This is a genomic window from Acinetobacter sp. CAU_H_60, from assembly GCF_058599385.1.
Window position 1 is genome coordinate 2,305,079 of record NZ_CM178653.1, and the last position, 17,210, is coordinate 2,322,288.

Sequence of the window (17,210 nt, forward strand, 5' to 3'; positions counted from 1 at the left end):
AGACAAATTAACATAGCGCATAGTATGATTTACATGGAAATTAAAAGTTATAAATATACTTTTTCTCATATGTATATTCAGCTTTGCAGCAGAGACTGCAAGAGAAAGGATCACCGTTGAAATCTTGGCTCAATCGTCTTAAGCACGCGACTTATAATACGACCCTGATGTATAACCTGCGTATGCTGATCGCTTTTGCAGGCACTGCCTTCGTTCCCTATTTCATGGGACAGCAGTTAATGACTATTCCACTAACTCTGGGGGTGGTGGCCGCAGGTTTAAGCGATATTGATGACCGCTTTTCCGTGCGTATCCTGAATCTGTTCTATACCTATTTAGGCTTCTTCATTACCGCAGTGGCAGTCTATCTGTTATTTCCTTATCCGCTGCTGTTTGCTTCTGCCCTCATTGTTTCTTGTATTGTCCTGATTCTGCTTGGCTCGCTTGGTCGACGTTATGCCACGATTTCCTATGGCTGTCTGGTGATTTCTGTCTATTCCATGCTGGGGGTTGAACTATTTGATGGATGGTATCAACAGGCGAGCTTACTGCTGATTGGTGCAGTCTGGTATGGCTTTTTGTCGACCCTCAGCTTCCTGCTATTCCCGGCGCGACGTGCACAGGATAATCTGGCCAAGTGTTATGCCTCACTAGGTGATTTCCTTTATGCCAAATCGAATCTGTTCGATGTTGATATGACGGCAAAAAGTTATCAGCAAAGCATGATCGAGCTGTCACTGGAAAATGGCAAACTGATTTCAATTTTTAATGAAATGAAGACTGTTCTTTTGACCCGCCTGAAAGGTGACCGTGGTCAGAAAGATACCCGTCGTAGCCTGCAATACTATTTTGTGGCACAAGATATTCACGAGCGTGCCGATTCTGCGCATATTGATTATCAGAAACTGGCCAAAATTTTTGAACATAGCGACATTTTGTTCCGTTTTCAGCGCATCCTGTCGATTCAAGGCAAAGCCTGTAAAGACCTGAGTGAAAGCATTCAGCAACGCAAAACCTATAAACATAATAAACGCTTCAAACATGCCTTTGAAAACCTGAGATTGTCCCTGGAAAAATTGCGTACAGAACAGCAGTATGATCAGGTCTGGATCAATGCCCTATTTGCCTTATTCCAGAACCTGAAATCCATTGATGCGCAGTTACGCAACCTGGAAACTGAACGTAATATCAAATTTGATCGTGCTAAACATATTGAAAACCAGCTCAAAGATGACGACCTGAAAGGCTGGGAAGATATCAAGATTCGGGTCAAGCAGCATCTGACACCTGAATCCGTGTTGTTCCGTCATGCTATTCGCCTGTCGATTGTGCTACTAATCAGCTATATCTTTGTCCAGCTGACCGATATTGAGTATGGTTACTGGATTTTGCTGACCGCTCTATTCGTCAGCCAGCCAAACTTTAATGCTACCAAACGCCGCTTACGTTTACGTATCGTTGGAACACTGGCAGGTATTCTTTTAGGTTATGCCATTTTGTACTTTATTCCTTCTGTCGAAGGACAATTATTGCTGCTGATTTTGAGTGGGATTCTGTTCTTTGAATTACGTAGTAAACAGTATGCACAGGCCACTGCCTTCATTACCATTCTGGCCCTGATCAACTTTAACTTGGACGGTATGGGCTTTGCCGCAGCTATTCCACGTATGATTGATACCCTGATTGGCTGTGCGATTGCCTGGTTTGGCGTGAGCTTTATCTTCCCGGATTGGAAATTCCGTCGCTTGCCACGCAGCATTAGCCGTAGCCTGCAGGCAGAATGTGACTACTTGAGTGAAGTAATCGAACAGTATAAATCTGGACGGAATAATGGCCTGACCTACCGCGTGGTACGTCGTGCAGCTCATAATACCGATGCGGAAGTGGCTTCCCTGATCTCAACTTTGGCCACTGAACCTGACTTTGACCCAGTGCAAAAATCACAGGCTTTTGAGTTCCTGTGCCTGAATCATACTTTTATCAGTTATATTGCCGCGCTGGGTGCGCATCGTGAAAAAATTCAGGATCAGGATGTGCTGGACTTGCTGGATCAAGCCCTAGAAAATATTCGTGGTGCCCTGCTTTATGATGAAGTCCCTGACCTAAGCACCCAGAATATGATCCAGAATATTCGTCAGCGTCTGTCACAACAGCAGGAAGAAGACCAGAAACCATTGATCATTTTGCAGCAACTGTCTTTAATGTTTAGTATCTTGAAGCAATTGAGTCAGTTAAAGCAAACTTTGAGTCACGAACGTGATGAACAGGCTACTGAATTGGCCTCATTATAATTTGGCCGATTTTGGAACAATATACTCACTGAATCAGCACAATTAATGCTAAACTTTTTACAGTTTTAAATCTGTTAATTTCATTATGACCGCGAAAAATTTATACGCTTATACCCTACAGCCTGTGAACTATGAAATTTCAGAAGCTGAGCAACGTCATGCTCAGCTGATGATCTGGCGTAGTACCAATAAAATTGGCATGAAAGCCTGGCTGATCATGGGTGCTATTGTTGCCTTGTCTATTCTGGGAATTATCCTGATCAAGAACTACTCAACAGTTATCTGCTGGGTGGCGATTGTCTGTGTAGTACTGTATTACCTGATCCGTACTTTCGGTCTGGAATGGTATGTTAAACGCAAGATGAATGAATTTCCGGTACAGGAAATTAAAGGCATCCGTCTGGGCGTACAGCCACATGGTATTGTGATGCGCCAGAAAATGGGCATGCAGGAAGGTGTGGGTGCTATTGGCTGGAAAGACATTTATGAATGGTATAACACGCCAGAATTCATGCTGATCAATTTTAAAGTCAAAGGTCAGCAAGGTGCTTATATCCTGCCTAAACGTTTAGACAGTAAAAATTTCTCTTTCGCGACCATTCGCAAGCATCTGCAAGAAGAAGTGGGCGCGCCTAAAGAAATCTAAGACACATCCCGGTTTTAAAAGACCTCCTGTTTCAACATGGAGGTTTTTTTATGTCTATCTTTTATCCGACTCATCGACACAAATGATAATGAGAATAAATATTATCATCATAATCTATAATTTATTCTGATTCTTCAGTTATAATTTGCCTACTTTTACACATACCACCATAAATCTGACCATCATGTTTAAAAAGACATTTTTCCAAATCCACTGGTTTCTGGGGATTACTGCAGGTTTGATTCTCTCGATTATGGGAGTCACAGGTGCTATTTATTCTTATGAGCCGCAAATCTTAAAATGGATGAATAGCGACAGTTATACTGTACAGGTTCAAGAGCGAGACAAGCTTAGCCCTGCCCAGCTGTATCAGCATTTCCAGAACCAGAACCCTGAAATGAAAATTAACAGTATTACCGTGGCACAGGATCCAAGTGCCTCCAGTACGGTCAATATTGCGAAAGAGGGAGCACGTCGTGGTTATAACATGATGGTCAACCCCTACACGGCTGAAGTCTTACCTGAAATTAAAGGCCGTGAATTCTTCCAGTTTGTACAGCAGTTACATCGTAATTTAACAGTAGGTCCCGTTGGTAAACAGATTACCGGTGCCTGTACCCTGATGCTGATCTTTTTCGTCCTGTCTGGCCTGTATTTACGCTGGCCAAAACGTCATTCAATTAAGCAATGGCTGGCAGTGAAGCCGCAACTGAAAGGCCGTAACTTTATCTGGGATCTGCATGCAGTGGTGGGTACCTGGGTGGTGATTTTCTACCTGATTCTGGCTTGTACCGGTCTTACCTGGTCTTATGGCTGGTGGCGTGATGGTATGTATAAAGTTCTGGGCGTAGAACGTCCACAACCAGAAATGCAGGCCAATGGCGGTCGCGGCGAAGGCGGGCCACGTGGTGAACGCGGTCCTCGTGGCGATGGTGAAATGCGAGGTGAAGGTCGCCAAGGTGGTGAGCGTGGACCTCGCGGTGAAGGTGAAATGCGTGCCGAAGGTCGTTCAGAAGGCGAACGTGGTCCTCGTGGTGAACGCGGACAACGTGGTGAAGGCCGTGAAGAAGCTGGCATGAGCCCAGAAAGTATTTCACGTGCGCTGGATCAGAGCTGGACTGGCTTCAGTACTCAATTTGCAGGCAAATATTCGACTGTGACATTTAACCTGCCAAAAAAACCGGATGGTGAAATGCAGTTGAGTTTTGTTGACCCTGTGGCACAACATGAACGTGCCCGCAACAATGCGACTTATAATTATCGCAGTGCTGAATTTACCGAAGTCCAGCTCTATGAAGATAAAAAGCTCAATGAAAAAATCATGAGCAGCATGTTACCGGTACACCGTGGCAGCTTCTTTGGTCCTGTGTACCAGTTCCTGGTCATGATTGCTGCATTATTAATGCCATTGTTCTTCGTGACTGGCTGGATGCTCTATCTGAAACGTCGCAAGCAGAAAAAACTTACTCTGGCTGCACGCCAAGGCGCAACTGCCCTGCCTCTGGATCCAAATGCTAAGCCTTGGCTGATTGCGTATGCCTCACAAACAGGTGTTTCTGAGCAACTGGCATGGCGCACAGCTACTGCCTTACAGGAAGCACGTCAACCTGTCACCGTTAAAGCAGTACAGCAACTAAGCCTTGAAGATCTGCAACAAGCAGAACAGGTTCTATTTGTAGCCAGTACTTATGGCACAGGTGAAGCACCTGACCTAGCCTCCTCTTTTGAAAAGAAAATTTTGTCTGCCAAAGCGGATCTTAATCATCTCAATTATGCAGTTTTGGCTCTAGGCTCCCAGGAATATCCTGATACCTATTGCAGCTTTGGTCATCGGATCGACCAGTGGTTACAACAGAATGGTGCCAAGCAGCTCTTCAAGACCATTGAAGTGGATAATGCCAATAATGAGCATATCCAGCAATGGACCAATGCCCTTGCCCATGTGACCCAGTTTGAATTGCAGGATATGGGTATCGATAAAACCTTCGATCAATGGACTTTGAGCAAACGCGAATTACTGAATCCAGACAGTCTGGGGGCACCTGCGTTCAATATTGAACTGGTTCCACAGCATGAAGCCGTGTGGCAGGCAGGCGATATTGCCGAAATCCAACCAGGAAACAGCCCTGAACGTATCCGTGCATTTATAGAGAAATACCGTATTGCCGCGGGTACACAGGTGCCTTCTCTGAAGCAAAGTATCGAACAGGCACTTTGGGATCGTGACCTGACTCAGGTTGATCCTTTTGATTCAGTAGATGAGCTATTACAGCAATTACCGGCTCTGGCTACACGTGAATATTCGATTGCCAGTATTCCAAGTCAGCAAGTGTTACGTCTGGTCGTACGCCAGCAATCCGATGCGCAAGGTCAGTTAGGTCTGGGCTCAGGCTGGTTAACACAGCATACTGCCTTAAATTCACCGATTGCCCTGCGTATTCGCAAGAATGAATCTTTCCATCTGATTGCAGATAACCGTCCGATTATCTGTATTGGTAATGGTACCGGAATCGCAGGTTTGATGAGTTTACTCAGTGCGCGTAACCGTCAGGACTATACTCAAAACTGGCTCATCTTTGGTGAGCGTCAGCGTGCACATGATTTCTTCTTTGAAGAAACCATTCAGGCTTGGCTGCAAATGGGTACATTAAAACGACTGGACCTTGCTTTCTCTCGTGACCAGCAGGAAAAAGTTTATGTGCATCATAAATTGCGTGAGCAAGCTGAAGAATTGAAACTCTGGGTCGCTCAAGGCGCCGTGATTTATGTGTGTGGTAGCATTAATGGCATGGCCAGCGATGTCGATCAGGCTCTGATTGATATTCTCGGTGAAAGCACAGTAGATCAATTACGTCTGGATGGTCGTTATCGTCGTGATGTATATTAAGATCAGCTGATCTATAAAAAACCGGGCTTCATGCCCGGTTTTTTTATTAATAATATAGAAGAAGAGATAAGAAGATTAATAAAAATATGAATATCCGAATATCCAGCCAACTTAAACGAAGTCTCAGTCTGATCTTTGGTTTGATCCTTGGCATCAACAGCCTCTGGTTAATGAGTCAGGGACAAAGACATTTCGGTGTTCTTTTGCCAATTTTCATTAGCGTAGCACTGATCCTGTATGCTTTGCTCTTTTCAAACATTCAACGCTGGAAACAGCATTCCAGATTTAGAATCTGGTTCTGGAACAGTCTCTGGGCTGGATTTCTACTCTGGATGATCAGTGTTGCAATCTTCTTTGCTTATATCCAGATGTCTATTCATACACATGAATCTACACAGCCTCCTGCCGCTATTCTGGTTTTAGGCAGCGGGATTACGAATGGACAACCCTCACCCATCTTAAAAAGCCGTCTGGATACTGCAGCACAATATGCAGCACACTATCCAGATACTTTAATGATTATGACAGGTGGGCGTAATTATCGGGAAAGGCAAAGTGAGGCTGAAGTCATGCAACACTATATCAACACCACCTATCCAGAACTCATCAACCCCATCCAACTTGAAGATCGAAGCAGAAGTACTGCTCAAAACCTGATGTATTCTCAAGTGATATTGGAACAACAAAATATAAGTCAAAATGATCCGATTGTGATTGCAACCAGTGATTTTCATAGTCCCCGTGCACGTGCCATTGCTAGACACCAAGGCTATCAGCAAGTGATTAGTTTGAGTGCCAGTACTCCCCTTTATCTGCGCTATAACTCCTGGTTAAGAGAATATTTTGCCTTTTTGAGCGGCTGGCTACTCAATGAATATTCACTATTTAAATAAGTGACTTAAATTACTAAATTAATTTAAACGGATATGCCTTGGCGAAGGGATCGCTGGATTTTTGAATAGTTCAGGTTTCTGTACATAGACCTGATACAGGTAATTTTTAAGATCCAGCAAAAGTTTTTCAGGCGCAACCAGAATATTCTGCCCTTCCGGTGTCAGATCCAATGACACAATAGTGCTTTCCTGACGTAAGAAAGGAATGACCTTTTCAACAAAATCTTTGAGGGTAATTTCCTGAATCTGGTAATTGGCCCAGTTATCTTTAATGAGTAGTCTGGCCAGACCTTTGCTTTGCCAGGTTGCGAAAGCACGCTGTCCTGTCGGCGTAGCACATAAAGCCCAACCCTCTTGGTAAAGTGCAAAAATGCCACCTTGGGCAACAATAGCTTCAATAAAATTTTTATAAACTTGTAGCGGATCGTAGGCAGTATTTTGCGATTTGATCGCTGCCTTGCGCTGATATGGATTTCTCATAGTCTGAAATCTTCAAATTATTATAGACTTCAAATTCTATGAAATATTGAGGATTTAGGCAAGAAAGATATGGTGGGCGCTGACGGGATCGAACCGCCGACATTCTGCTTGTAAGGCAGACGCTCTACCAACTGAGCTAAGCGCCCTGAGGAATAAAAACAACACTGTTGTTTTTATGACGCAAGAAAGAAAATCTTGCTTGAAACACATTTTTCACATCAGGGAATGAAAAATGGCGCAGCGGACGGGACTCGAACCCGCGACCCCCGGCGTGACAGGCCGGTATTCTAACCAACTGAACTACCGCTGCATCGCGTATATCTTTAGAAGATATGGTGGGCGCTGACGGGATCGAACCGCCGACATTCTGCTTGTAAGGCAGACGCTCTACCAACTGAGCTAAGCGCCCTTAAAGGGTCAAACTGTTTGATTCTTAGGATGGCGCAGCGGACGGGACTCGAACCCGCGACCCCCGGCGTGACAGGCCGGTATTCTAACCAACTGAACTACCGCTGCATCACAAAAAATCTGGTGGGCGCTGACGGGATCGAACCGCCGACATTCTGCTTGTAAGGCAGACGCTCTACCAACTGAGCTAAGCGCCCTCAAAAGGTCTATTATGTAAATGGCGCAGCGGACGGGACTCGAACCCGCGACCCCCGGCGTGACAGGCCGGTATTCTAACCAACTGAACTACCGCTGCACTTACACAATGTCGCTATTGTGGCAAACGATTCATCAAGAACTTAAAGTGGCGCAGCGGACGGGACTCGAACCCGCGACCCCCGGCGTGACAGGCCGGTATTCTAACCAACTGAACTACCGCTGCACTATAAGTGTCTCAACTTTGAAAGAAGCTTGGTGGGCGCTGACGGGATCGAACCGCCGACATTCTGCTTGTAAGGCAGACGCTCTACCAACTGAGCTAAGCGCCCTTTCAAATCGACTTCATCGCTTGATGAGGTGCATTATAGAGAATCTTCACAGACTGTCAAACGCTTTTCTGACTGTTTTCTGCTTTTTCGGTGTGAGTGATTAAAAAATAGGTTGATTGTTAAAAAAAACAACACTTTTTGTTTATTTTTTAAGTCTATACCGATTTTTTAAGGATACTCTCTAAAACTAAAAGCCGGATTTTTACGGTTTTACTCATGAAAATTGAGACCTGAACATACAACAGACTTCAGTATTGCTGAAAGATTATACAAAGCCCAACTCACCGCAACGTTGTGATCCTGTAATCTTTATTTTAAAAGCTTACAGCCCTGTAAAAAACAAATCGATGACTTTTATTGGCGGGCTATAAATCCTGTTTCTAAGTCTATTTGTCTATAAAAGTAGAGTACATAGCTGATCCATGCCCACTTTTACTTTTACATCCATAAATAAAAGATATTTCAATTAATTTTAAATCCACTACAAATCTTCTTAGGTCATTTAAACAGTCAGATTCAGCGGCTGTTCTGAAATATAGACCAGAGCATCTTCATTCACCAGTTCAAACAGCTCGGCCACATCCGTATTCCGCATGCGGATACAGCCATGTGACATTGCAATACCCATCGGCTCGGAATCAGGCGTACCATGAATATAGATATAACGTTGATAAGTATCACAGCCCTCACCTTGGTTAAACCCTTCTTCAAGCCCACTTAGCCATAAGATCCGGCTGAGAATCCAGTCTCGCTGCGGGAACTGCTGTGCCAGTTCTGCATTATAAATTTCACCTGTCGCTTGACGAGCAATAAACACACTATTTAAAGGTGCCTGCTGGCCAAACTTTTCAGCGACTTTATGCCAGCCACGAGGCGTCTTGCCACTATTTTCTGTTTCACCAATGCCATTCTTACCCGTAGAAATCAGGTACTGCTTATCATATTTTGGCAAATATAGTTTTTGTTGGGCGAGATCAATCAGGATTTCTGCCTGATCCAGCTGCAAATGGCTCATGACTTCTCTTTCTCTGTCTTAATAGTTTCTAGTTCTACTTTCTTTGTGGCCATGTGTTCTGGATGGATTATGTCCTGAACCGGTTCAGGCCGACGCCATAACCAGATTGCCACAATCAGCATGGTCACATCAGTAAAGATTTTGACTGCCAACGGTGCTGTCGTAAATAACATGATAATGCCACTGATGACCATCATGATACTGGCCAGCCATTTGGCCTTGCGTGGCACAGTACCATTGGCACGCCAGGCTCTTAAAGTCGGACCATATTTTGGATGATTCAGCAGCCATGCATCCATTTGCGGCCAGCCTTTAGATGCCGCCCAAGCCGCCAGAATTAAAAATACTGTTGTTGGCATGCCGGGCAAGATTGCACCGATAAAGCCCAGTACGACAAACAGTACGACCAGGCTTCGCCAAAACAATATTTTCATAAATCGATCCTACCCACAAAATTAGGGGTAGTATAAAGTGTTTTTAAAATCTGTCCGTTGTATTTGTGCACTTTTCACAGGATGTGCTATGCCCTTTTCCAGTCTAAATCATCATCTTGTAGAAGCATGGCAATATTATCAGCATCCTTTGGTGCGGCAACTGGCATTTGCTGTCGGCAGTCCAAACCTTCTGTCTCAAATTCCAGACGAACTCGAAGTCGTTCATGCTTTTGAATTACATGATTTTGAGACTTGGCAACATCACCTGCAAAATTATCATCCACGTCTGAAATATCTGGACCAGCATCCAGAAGAGCTGGAGCAATTCGTGCAGCAGCTTAAAAGCACCCGACTGGGTCTGCGCTTTGAAATGCTGGTCTGGTTCTGGCTGCTGGATGATGCCTATCATCCTTATAAGCTTTTAGGTCATAGCATTCAAAAAATTGACGGCGCTAAAACGCTGGGTGAACTGGATTTTCTGTTACTCAATACAGAGACTGGTCTGACCGAACATTGGGAAGTGGCGCTGAAATACTACCTCGCAGAAGCCGATTTTAGGCTGCCAAACTGGTATGGCCTGAACCGCACCGATACTTTAATCCGTAAAATGAAGCATTTTACCCAGAAACAGTTTCAGTTTGATGAGGCTCTGGATCAGCAGATTGATCAGCGTTTCTGCATGTTAAAAGGCCAGCTTTATCTTCCAGTACATCGTGCGGATCAGACATTGCCTGGCTGGGTTAATACCCAACGTCGCATAGGATTATGGGGCCAGCAGATTCCCGACCCAGCGGCTAATTTCTATCGTTTGCAACGTCATGAATGGATTTATCCCAATGCGCAGATCAGCAGTTCAAGTCCCTATTGGTGGACAAATGGACTTTATAAAAAGGCTGATCAAGAGGATTTTTATATGTATCGCAGCCCGCTTCTGCTGCCCTTTCCTGCGCATAAACCCTTTTAAAACATTACATTTATTAACCGAAGCACTATGAAAACCACATATTTTTTATGTCGTATATTTTCTAATCTTAGTTCCACATCATAATAATTTTATTATCGATAATACGGAGATGATGATGAAAAAAATTCTTGCTGCTTCATTGGTAATGGCTTTTGTTTTAACTGGCTGTAACACTGTCAAAGGTGTGGGTAAAGACGTTTCTAAAGCAGGCGAAGCTGTAACAGGCACTGCAGAAAAAACTTCTGAAGAAATCCGTCAAAACTAAACTCTTTCTAGCTTCTCCACAAACCCTATCTCAGATAGGGTTTTTTTATGCGGAACATTCACATTACAGGCCATATTCGCCTATCATAGAGCCGACAAATTTATCGACTTATGAATTCACCATATGACATCTTCCGCGACTCTTGATTTAAGCCTGCAATTATTACGTCAGCCTTCTGTGACCCCTATTGATCATGACTGCCAGAATATCATGGCAGAACGTTTGAAGAAGGTAGGGTTCAATATTGAATCAATGCGCTTTGAAGATGTTGATAATATTTGGGCGCGTAAAGGTACTGAAGGCCCTGTTTTCTGTTTTGCTGGCCATACCGATGTTGTACCGACCGGCAATCTGGATGCTTGGAACTCTGATCCTTTTGCTCCAGAAATTCGTGATGGCAAGCTATATGGCCGTGGTAGCGCTGACATGAAAACCGCCTTGGCTGCAATGATTGTAGCCACTGAACGTTTTGTCGAAAAATATCCAAATCACAAAGGTTCAATCGCCTATCTAATTACTTCAGATGAAGAAGGTCCATCGATCAATGGTACGGTAAAAGTGATTGAAACTCTGGAAGCGCGTAATGAGAAAATTACCTGGTGTCTGGTAGGTGAACCATCAAGTACCAACAAACTAGGTGATATTGTCAAAAACGGTCGTCGCGGCTCTTTAAATGCCAACTTAACTGTCAAAGGCAAACAGGGGCATGTAGCTTATCCGCACTTAGCAGTGAATCCAATTCATACAGCATCTAAAGCCATTGCGGAACTGTGCGAAACAGTCTGGGATAATGGCAATGAATACTTCCCTGCGACGTCTTTCCAGATCTCAAATATCAATGCCGGCACCGGTGCAACCAACGTTGTTCCAGGCACCATGAATTTGCTCTGCAACTGGCGTTATTCAACTGAAGTGACTGCTGAAGAACTAAAGGCACGTATGCTTGAAATTCTGGATCGTCATGGTGTGGACTATGATATTTCATGGACTTTATCTGGCCTGCCATTCCTGACACCGGTCGGTGAGCTGGTGAATGCCGCTAAAGATGCCATTTTAACTGTGACTGGTACTGAAACTGAATTATCAACTTCAGGCGGCACCTCAGATGGTCGTTTTATTGCGCCTACCGGTGCACAGGTGCTGGAACTCGGTGTACTGAATGCCACAATCCATCAGATTAATGAGCATGTCGATATCGCGGATCTTGAACCTTTGGCTGAAATTTATGAGCAGATTCTAGTGAACCTGTTAGCCAATTAATCACCAGATATAAAAAAAGGAACTCTTATGAGTTCCTTTTTTTATGTGCTTTATAATAAATTACAAGCCAATTGAAGACTGGATATGGCCCATTTGCGGGATGTGAAATAACTGATCCCCCATACGCACATACTGGAATACTGCTGGGTCAGTCACTTGCTGATCGGCATCAACCACTTCAGAAATACGCAGACGAATGGTTTTCGGCATTTCATTGCACATGAGGGCAAAACGCTGATGCACCTCATCTCCTTCAATCACCAGCGCCACACCACTTTTACGTGCAGGATCATTTACTGCATAAACCGGTAATTGCGCATCATGCCATTCAACCACTTTAACCTGGGTATCACTATCCAGTGCAGACAGGACAATATTTTGTGGTAACAGCATTGGATCTTTGCCGTGACAGTCAATGATATAAGCATCAATAAATCCGGTAGATACCGTAATTAAATGCTGAAGTTCCTGCTGGCTAATCTGATCAGCCATTTTGGCATTAGTCGTATTCTGACTCATTTATGACCCCTGTTTTTCAGCAATTAATTGTTGAATGTTCGCCAGTAATTCAGCTTCCTGGAACGGTTTACCCATATAGTGGGTTACGCCCAAACTGAAGGCACGTTCACGGTGTTTCTCACCCGTACGCGAAGTAATCATGATGATTGGCAGGTCACGGTGAATATCGTGGTGACGGACCAGGTTCGTGACCTCGAAACCATCCATTCGTGGCATTTCAATATCCAGCAGCATCAGATCCGGACGGACATTTTCAAGCTGCTCAATCGCATCGACACCATCTTTGGCGGTGACAATATCATAGCCCTGACGCTCAAGTAGACGCGAGGTCACCTTACGTACAGTCACCGAGTCATCCACGATCATTACCAGACGGCGAGCACTGCCAGAACGTGAACCATCACGTTGATCCTGCATGTGTTTGATACGTTGTGTACCATGGATCTGACGGGCAATATTCTGACCATCCAGGATCAGACAGACCTGACCATCACCAAGAATCGTCGCACCGGTCACTACACCAATATTGGCGAACTGGTGGCCGATTGGTTTCACCACGATTTGTGCACGTGAACCCACTAACTGATCCACAAGCAAGGCAATGGTTTGACCACTATTCCCTTTAATCAGCAATACTGGCAGTGAATGCGCCACATTATTCAGACGTGGAATTGGCTGATTCGATACGAATTCAGACAGGTAACGCAATTTGTAATTGACGCCATCAATCTTGAAGAAATCGTCTTTACTGTTGAAGTAAGTTTCCAGAGTAGATGGTGCAATACGTACAATACGGTCGATTTGCGCCAGAGAAACAGCATATTGCTGATCGCCCACTTTTACCATCAAGGCATCGCTGACTGCTACAGTGGTCGGTACACGAATAGTGAAGGTTGTGCCTTTGCCGACTTCAGAGCTGACAGATACGTGACCGCCCAGCGACTTGATCTCACTTTGTACTACATCCAGCCCGACGCCACGACCTGAAATCTGGGTTACAGATTTAGCAGTACTAAAGCCTGGGTGGAAAATAAATTGCAATAGCTCTTCCGAATCCAGCGTCTGATCTTCTTTGATCAGGCCTTGGCTCAGTGCTTTCTCACGAATCTTCTCAGCATCGATACCTTTACCATCATCACTAAATGAGACGATGACATCTGTACCCTGACGGCTGATATTTAACAGGATTGAACCGACTTCTGGTTTGTTTAAGGCAATACGATCTGCCGTATCTTCTAGACCATGGTCAATCGCATTACGCAGCATATGTTCGAATGGCGTTACCAGACGCTCCAGAATATTACGGTCTAATTCACCTTCACTATTCTGAACAATCAGTTCGGCTGGACGGTTCAAGGTCGTAGAAGTCTGACGTACGATACGTTGTAAACGTGGCAACATCCGGTCAAACGGTACCAGACGGGTACGCATCAGGCTTTCCTGAATCTCGGCCTGAATCCGTGATTGTTGCAATAACAAACCTTCAGTTTCACGAATCTTGTCGGATAAGGTGCTCTTGAAGTCAACCAAGTCCGAAGCAGATTCCGCAAGCGACTTGGACAACTGGTTCAGTGACGAATATTGGTCCATTTCCAGCGGGTCAAAGTCTGCATAACGCGAGTTTTCTGAACCGTGTTTGGCAATAATTTGAGATTCTAGCTCGCCTTCCATTCGGCGCAACTGATCCGCCAGACGCTTGATTGCCAGTTCCATCTCGTTCAGAGTATTACCCAACTGGCCCAAATCCATCTCGATACGCGAACGGTTAATTGCATTCTCGCCTGACAGGTCGATCATCTTCTCAACCAGATCAGCAGAAATACGGATCATCTCGTGACTGGTATCGGTATTACCGGTATCAACCCACTCACCCATCATACGTGGTGGCTCAGTACCATCACCTTCGACAAATTCGAAGCTATTTTCAGTGACCAGTGTTTCTGTTTTAGCCAGACGTTCCGGCAGCTGCGCAGTAACATCCACATAGGCAATCTTTTTCAGGCTGCTTTGGATCTGTTCAAAATTGCTATAGTCACGTTGGAAGATGGCTTGTCTTAACCAGGCCAGTGTTTTTTGCAGCAGTCCATCATAAGCATTCGAGTTAAAGTGATATACCGCAAACTGTTCAAATGTGGTTTCTAGTTCATACGCAATGCTGGCCACCTGTTCATTTTCAACCATGCGCGCCCCCCCCTTGATACTGTGGGCAGCACGTTGTAATTGAAGCAATAAGCTACGGTCACTACGCTGATCGAACCATTGGTTCAGCAGTTTTTCAGTATTGTCGAGAATCTCTTCTGACTCTTCCAGGAAGGTTTCTTCAACAATCGACTTCAGTTCATCTTCTTCAGAGCGTTCTTCTTCTGCTACGACTTCAACTGCTTCAGTTAAGGTTTCAGCTTCAGCAAATTCAACTGGTTCATCTTCTAAGTTTAGAGCCGGTTCTAGATCTGAACTTGTGTCTTCTGATGCAATCTCTTCCGATGCTTCATCCACTGTTTGTTCGGAATCAACAGTAGCTTCTGCATATTCAAATTCGACAACAGGAATCGATGTTTCTACTGGAGCTGCAACAGCTTGACCAGCCACCAATGCCTGAATATTTTGCAGAATCGAAATTGCTTCAACCGCTGGATAATCGATACCTTCATCACGGATCGACTGGATACGGTCAGAAACGTTATCTTGCACCAGACGAATGATTTGAATCAAAGTAGGCGTTACTGCAATCTGCTGACGGATGATTCGCTCATAAATACTTTCCAGTTCGTGCGAGATCGAACCGATATGAGAAGCGGTAATCATGTTTGCACCACCTTTTAAGGTGTGCAAATGACGCATCAGGTTATTCAGTGAAGTCGTATCATCCTGCTTTTTACTCCAGGTATTCAGATCTTCATCAATATCTACCAGTAATTCATCCGCTTCTTCCAGGAAGATATTCAATAGATCTTCATCGAAATCACGCTGAGTTTCTGCGCTGTCGATGTATTGGCGGTCAGAGGCAATACGCTGGCTTAAAGCAGCAAAGTCAATGCTGGCTGGAGTTGCAGCTTCAGGAATAGAAATTTCTTCTGATACTTGTTCCGCTGGTACATTGTCTTCGGCAAAGATCTCCAGATCCTGCTGTACAAATGCAGCAAGTTCACTCAAGGTTTTTTGCGTATCATCATTTAAAATGACACGTTGACCTGCTGCCAGGGTGTCGAATAAATGAATGAATTCCTGATGTGCCTGGGCAAATAGCTCATAGGCATAATCGCTGTTCAGCAGTACCGGTTTTTCCAGCAAAGCATCATAGGCAGATTTTAAATCTGTCGTAAACTCATGAATGCCCAGTGCGGCACGGTTATCTGTATGTGCAAGCAGCTCAGCAGCTTGCTCGCTTAAAGCCTGAATATATTCTGGATAATCGACTTTAGCGCGTTTATCGAATTCAAACTCGGCATCCAGTAACAGGTCAATCTCCAGTTCAACCAGCTTGGTCACCAGACCTTGGGTTTCAACTGTTTCCGTTTCAGTGGCTGCGAAGCCATAATCATTCCAGACACGCTCAAAAGTCGCATACACTGCTGCCAGTTTGCTGTTATCGCTCTGACGCAATAAATGCAGATAGTCACTGACGAATTCAGCATACTGAATCAGTACAGCAGTTTCTTTTGAAGTAGAGGCAATTTCATCCTGAAGCAGCGTTTTAAACAGATGTTCTACTTTAGAGCTGGCCTCGAAGATTTCTTCGATCTGTGCCATGGACGAACTGCCGCGCAAAGTATGAATAGCACGAATCAATGCATTATAATCCTGCACTTTTTCATTTTCGCTACGCAGGAACTTGGCAATCGTTTCGAGATGCTCTTCCGCTTCCTCGATAAAGATTGCCACGGTTTCTTCTACATCACTGCGTGCAGCATCTTCAGTTTCGGCTTTTTCAAGCTCAAGTTCTGTTGTGTTTGTTTCTATTGTTGCAGTTGTATCTTGGTCTTCAGTCGAATCACCTAGCTCAAGACCTGTGATCTGACCTTCAGCAGTCAGACTGTCTGCCAGTTGCAAGAGTTCTTCTAAAGCCGGTTCAGGTGTCATTTGTTGTTGTAATTGCTGACCTAAAAGCACGACTGGGCGAAGGTCAACATCGAGTTCCTGCACCTGTTTGAATTTTGGATATAAAGTAAACTGGTAAATATTCAATACAGCTTTGGCATACTGTTGAATCGTAGGCGTTAACTGGATTGAACCTGAAAGTACCCGGTTTAAGGTATCTTCCACTGCCCATGCAATTTCACCCGCAGATTTAGCCCCCACCATACGGCCTGAACCTTTCAGGGTATGAAAATGGCGGCGAATGGTTTTCAGGTTTTCCTGATGAGCCGGATCACTCAACCATTCTGGAAATAAAGCATTTAACTCAACGAAAATCTCTTCGATTTCCTCGACAAAAATTTCAAGAATTTCTGCATCTTGATCAAGATAACTGTCTTCAGGAAGCGTTGTCGTTTCAACTAAATTTTTTAATATTTCTTTCATAGCTAATGCTTCTTACGTTGTGCCGCCAAGAAGGGCGCTCAAACTTAATTGTGACCGTCACGCGAGACCTAACCTTAATAGTCAGGTCCATCTTGTCGAG

At 44.4% G+C, this 17,210-nt stretch carries 12 protein-coding genes and 8 tRNA genes; 7 read left to right on the plus strand and 13 right to left on the minus strand.

Going from position 1 to position 17,210, the window contains the following annotated elements:
• Nucleotides 1–116: 116 nt before the first annotated feature.
• The 4 genes from yccS (at nucleotide 117) to AC4MBN_RS10855 (ending at nucleotide 6,717) form a co-directional block, all read left to right on the plus strand.
• Complete coding sequence (gene yccS, locus AC4MBN_RS10840; protein WP_419364556.1) at nucleotides 117–2,291, plus strand: YccS family putative transporter; 2,175 nt, start codon at nucleotides 117–119, stop codon at nucleotides 2,289–2,291.
• An 85-nt stretch (nucleotides 2,292–2,376) separates the two neighbouring features.
• Entirely contained in the window at nucleotides 2,377–2,937 is a 561-nt protein-coding gene (locus AC4MBN_RS10845) for a YcxB family protein (RefSeq protein WP_004784963.1), read from the plus strand.
• 184 nt (nucleotides 2,938–3,121) lie between these two features.
• Nucleotides 3,122–5,824, plus strand: a complete 2,703-nt coding sequence (locus tag AC4MBN_RS10850) for a PepSY domain-containing protein (protein WP_419374756.1) — start codon at nucleotides 3,122–3,124, stop codon at nucleotides 5,822–5,824.
• A gap of 98 nt (nucleotides 5,825–5,922) precedes the next feature.
• Nucleotides 5,923–6,717, plus strand: a complete 795-nt coding sequence (locus AC4MBN_RS10855; protein ID WP_491880958.1) for a YdcF family protein — start codon at nucleotides 5,923–5,925, stop codon at nucleotides 6,715–6,717.
• A gap of 18 nt (nucleotides 6,718–6,735) precedes the next feature.
• Here the strand turns inward: AC4MBN_RS10855 and AC4MBN_RS10860 are convergent, their stop codons facing one another.
• From AC4MBN_RS10860 to AC4MBN_RS10910, 11 genes are all read right to left on the minus strand, one after another.
• Nucleotides 6,736–7,197 (minus strand): DUF2750 domain-containing protein, encoded by a 462-nt coding sequence (locus AC4MBN_RS10860; RefSeq protein WP_004784968.1) that lies wholly within the window; start codon nucleotides 7,195–7,197, stop codon nucleotides 6,736–6,738.
• A gap of 70 nt (nucleotides 7,198–7,267) precedes the next feature.
• Nucleotides 7,268–7,343 (minus strand) — tRNA-Val (locus AC4MBN_RS10865).
• A gap of 87 nt (nucleotides 7,344–7,430) precedes the next feature.
• Nucleotides 7,431–7,507 (minus strand) — tRNA-Asp (locus tag AC4MBN_RS10870).
• A gap of 23 nt (nucleotides 7,508–7,530) precedes the next feature.
• Nucleotides 7,531–7,606: transfer RNA gene (locus tag AC4MBN_RS10875), tRNA-Val, on the minus strand.
• Nucleotides 7,607–7,636: 30 nt separating this feature from the next.
• Nucleotides 7,637–7,713 (minus strand) — tRNA-Asp (locus tag AC4MBN_RS10880).
• 13 nt (nucleotides 7,714–7,726) lie between these two features.
• A tRNA-Val gene (locus AC4MBN_RS10885) sits at nucleotides 7,727–7,802 on the minus strand.
• A gap of 21 nt (nucleotides 7,803–7,823) precedes the next feature.
• Nucleotides 7,824–7,900 (minus strand) — tRNA-Asp (locus tag AC4MBN_RS10890).
• 49 nt (nucleotides 7,901–7,949) lie between these two features.
• Nucleotides 7,950–8,026: transfer RNA gene (locus tag AC4MBN_RS10895), tRNA-Asp, on the minus strand.
• Nucleotides 8,027–8,056: 30 nt separating this feature from the next.
• Nucleotides 8,057–8,132 (minus strand) — tRNA-Val (locus AC4MBN_RS10900).
• A 502-nt stretch (nucleotides 8,133–8,634) separates the two neighbouring features.
• Nucleotides 8,635–9,147, minus strand: coding sequence for a cell wall-recycling L,D-carboxypeptidase ElsL (gene elsL / locus AC4MBN_RS10905; RefSeq protein WP_419364561.1), 513 nt, complete (start codon nucleotides 9,145–9,147; stop codon nucleotides 8,635–8,637).
• The gene (locus AC4MBN_RS10910; RefSeq protein WP_419364563.1) at nucleotides 9,144–9,581 is read right to left on the minus strand and encodes a YbaN family protein; all 438 of its coding nucleotides are present in this window, start codon (nucleotides 9,579–9,581) and stop codon (nucleotides 9,144–9,146) included. The genes elsL and AC4MBN_RS10910 overlap by 4 nt, the downstream gene beginning before the upstream one ends.
• An 88-nt stretch (nucleotides 9,582–9,669) precedes the next feature.
• Here AC4MBN_RS10910 and AC4MBN_RS10915 point away from each other — a divergent pair, with 88 nt between their 5' ends.
• The 3 genes from AC4MBN_RS10915 (at nucleotide 9,670) to dapE (ending at nucleotide 12,070) form a co-directional block, all read left to right on the plus strand.
• The gene (locus AC4MBN_RS10915) at nucleotides 9,670–10,545 is read left to right on the plus strand and encodes a DUF1853 family protein (protein ID WP_491880197.1); all 876 of its coding nucleotides are present in this window, start codon (nucleotides 9,670–9,672) and stop codon (nucleotides 10,543–10,545) included.
• A 115-nt stretch (nucleotides 10,546–10,660) separates the two neighbouring features.
• Entirely contained in the window at nucleotides 10,661–10,810 is a 150-nt protein-coding gene (locus AC4MBN_RS10920; RefSeq protein ID WP_004784975.1) for an entericidin A/B family lipoprotein, read from the plus strand.
• A 123-nt stretch (nucleotides 10,811–10,933) separates the two neighbouring features.
• Nucleotides 10,934–12,070 carry a succinyl-diaminopimelate desuccinylase gene (gene dapE / locus AC4MBN_RS10925; RefSeq protein ID WP_491880198.1) on the plus strand — a complete coding sequence of 379 codons (1,137 nt, stop codon included), beginning with the start codon at nucleotides 10,934–10,936 and terminating at the stop codon, nucleotides 12,068–12,070.
• 60 nt (nucleotides 12,071–12,130) lie between these two features.
• Here the strand turns inward: dapE and AC4MBN_RS10930 are convergent, their stop codons facing one another.
• Together AC4MBN_RS10930 and AC4MBN_RS10935 are read right to left on the minus strand one after the other, a co-directional pair.
• Complete coding sequence (locus AC4MBN_RS10930) at nucleotides 12,131–12,589, minus strand: hypothetical protein (RefSeq protein ID WP_005236995.1); 459 nt, start codon at nucleotides 12,587–12,589, stop codon at nucleotides 12,131–12,133.
• On the minus strand, nucleotides 12,590–17,110 hold the full coding sequence (locus AC4MBN_RS10935; protein WP_491880199.1) for a hybrid sensor histidine kinase/response regulator: 4,521 nt from the start codon (nucleotides 17,108–17,110) through the stop codon (nucleotides 12,590–12,592). It abuts the gene before it with no gap.
• Nucleotides 17,111–17,210: the final 100 nt, after the last annotated feature.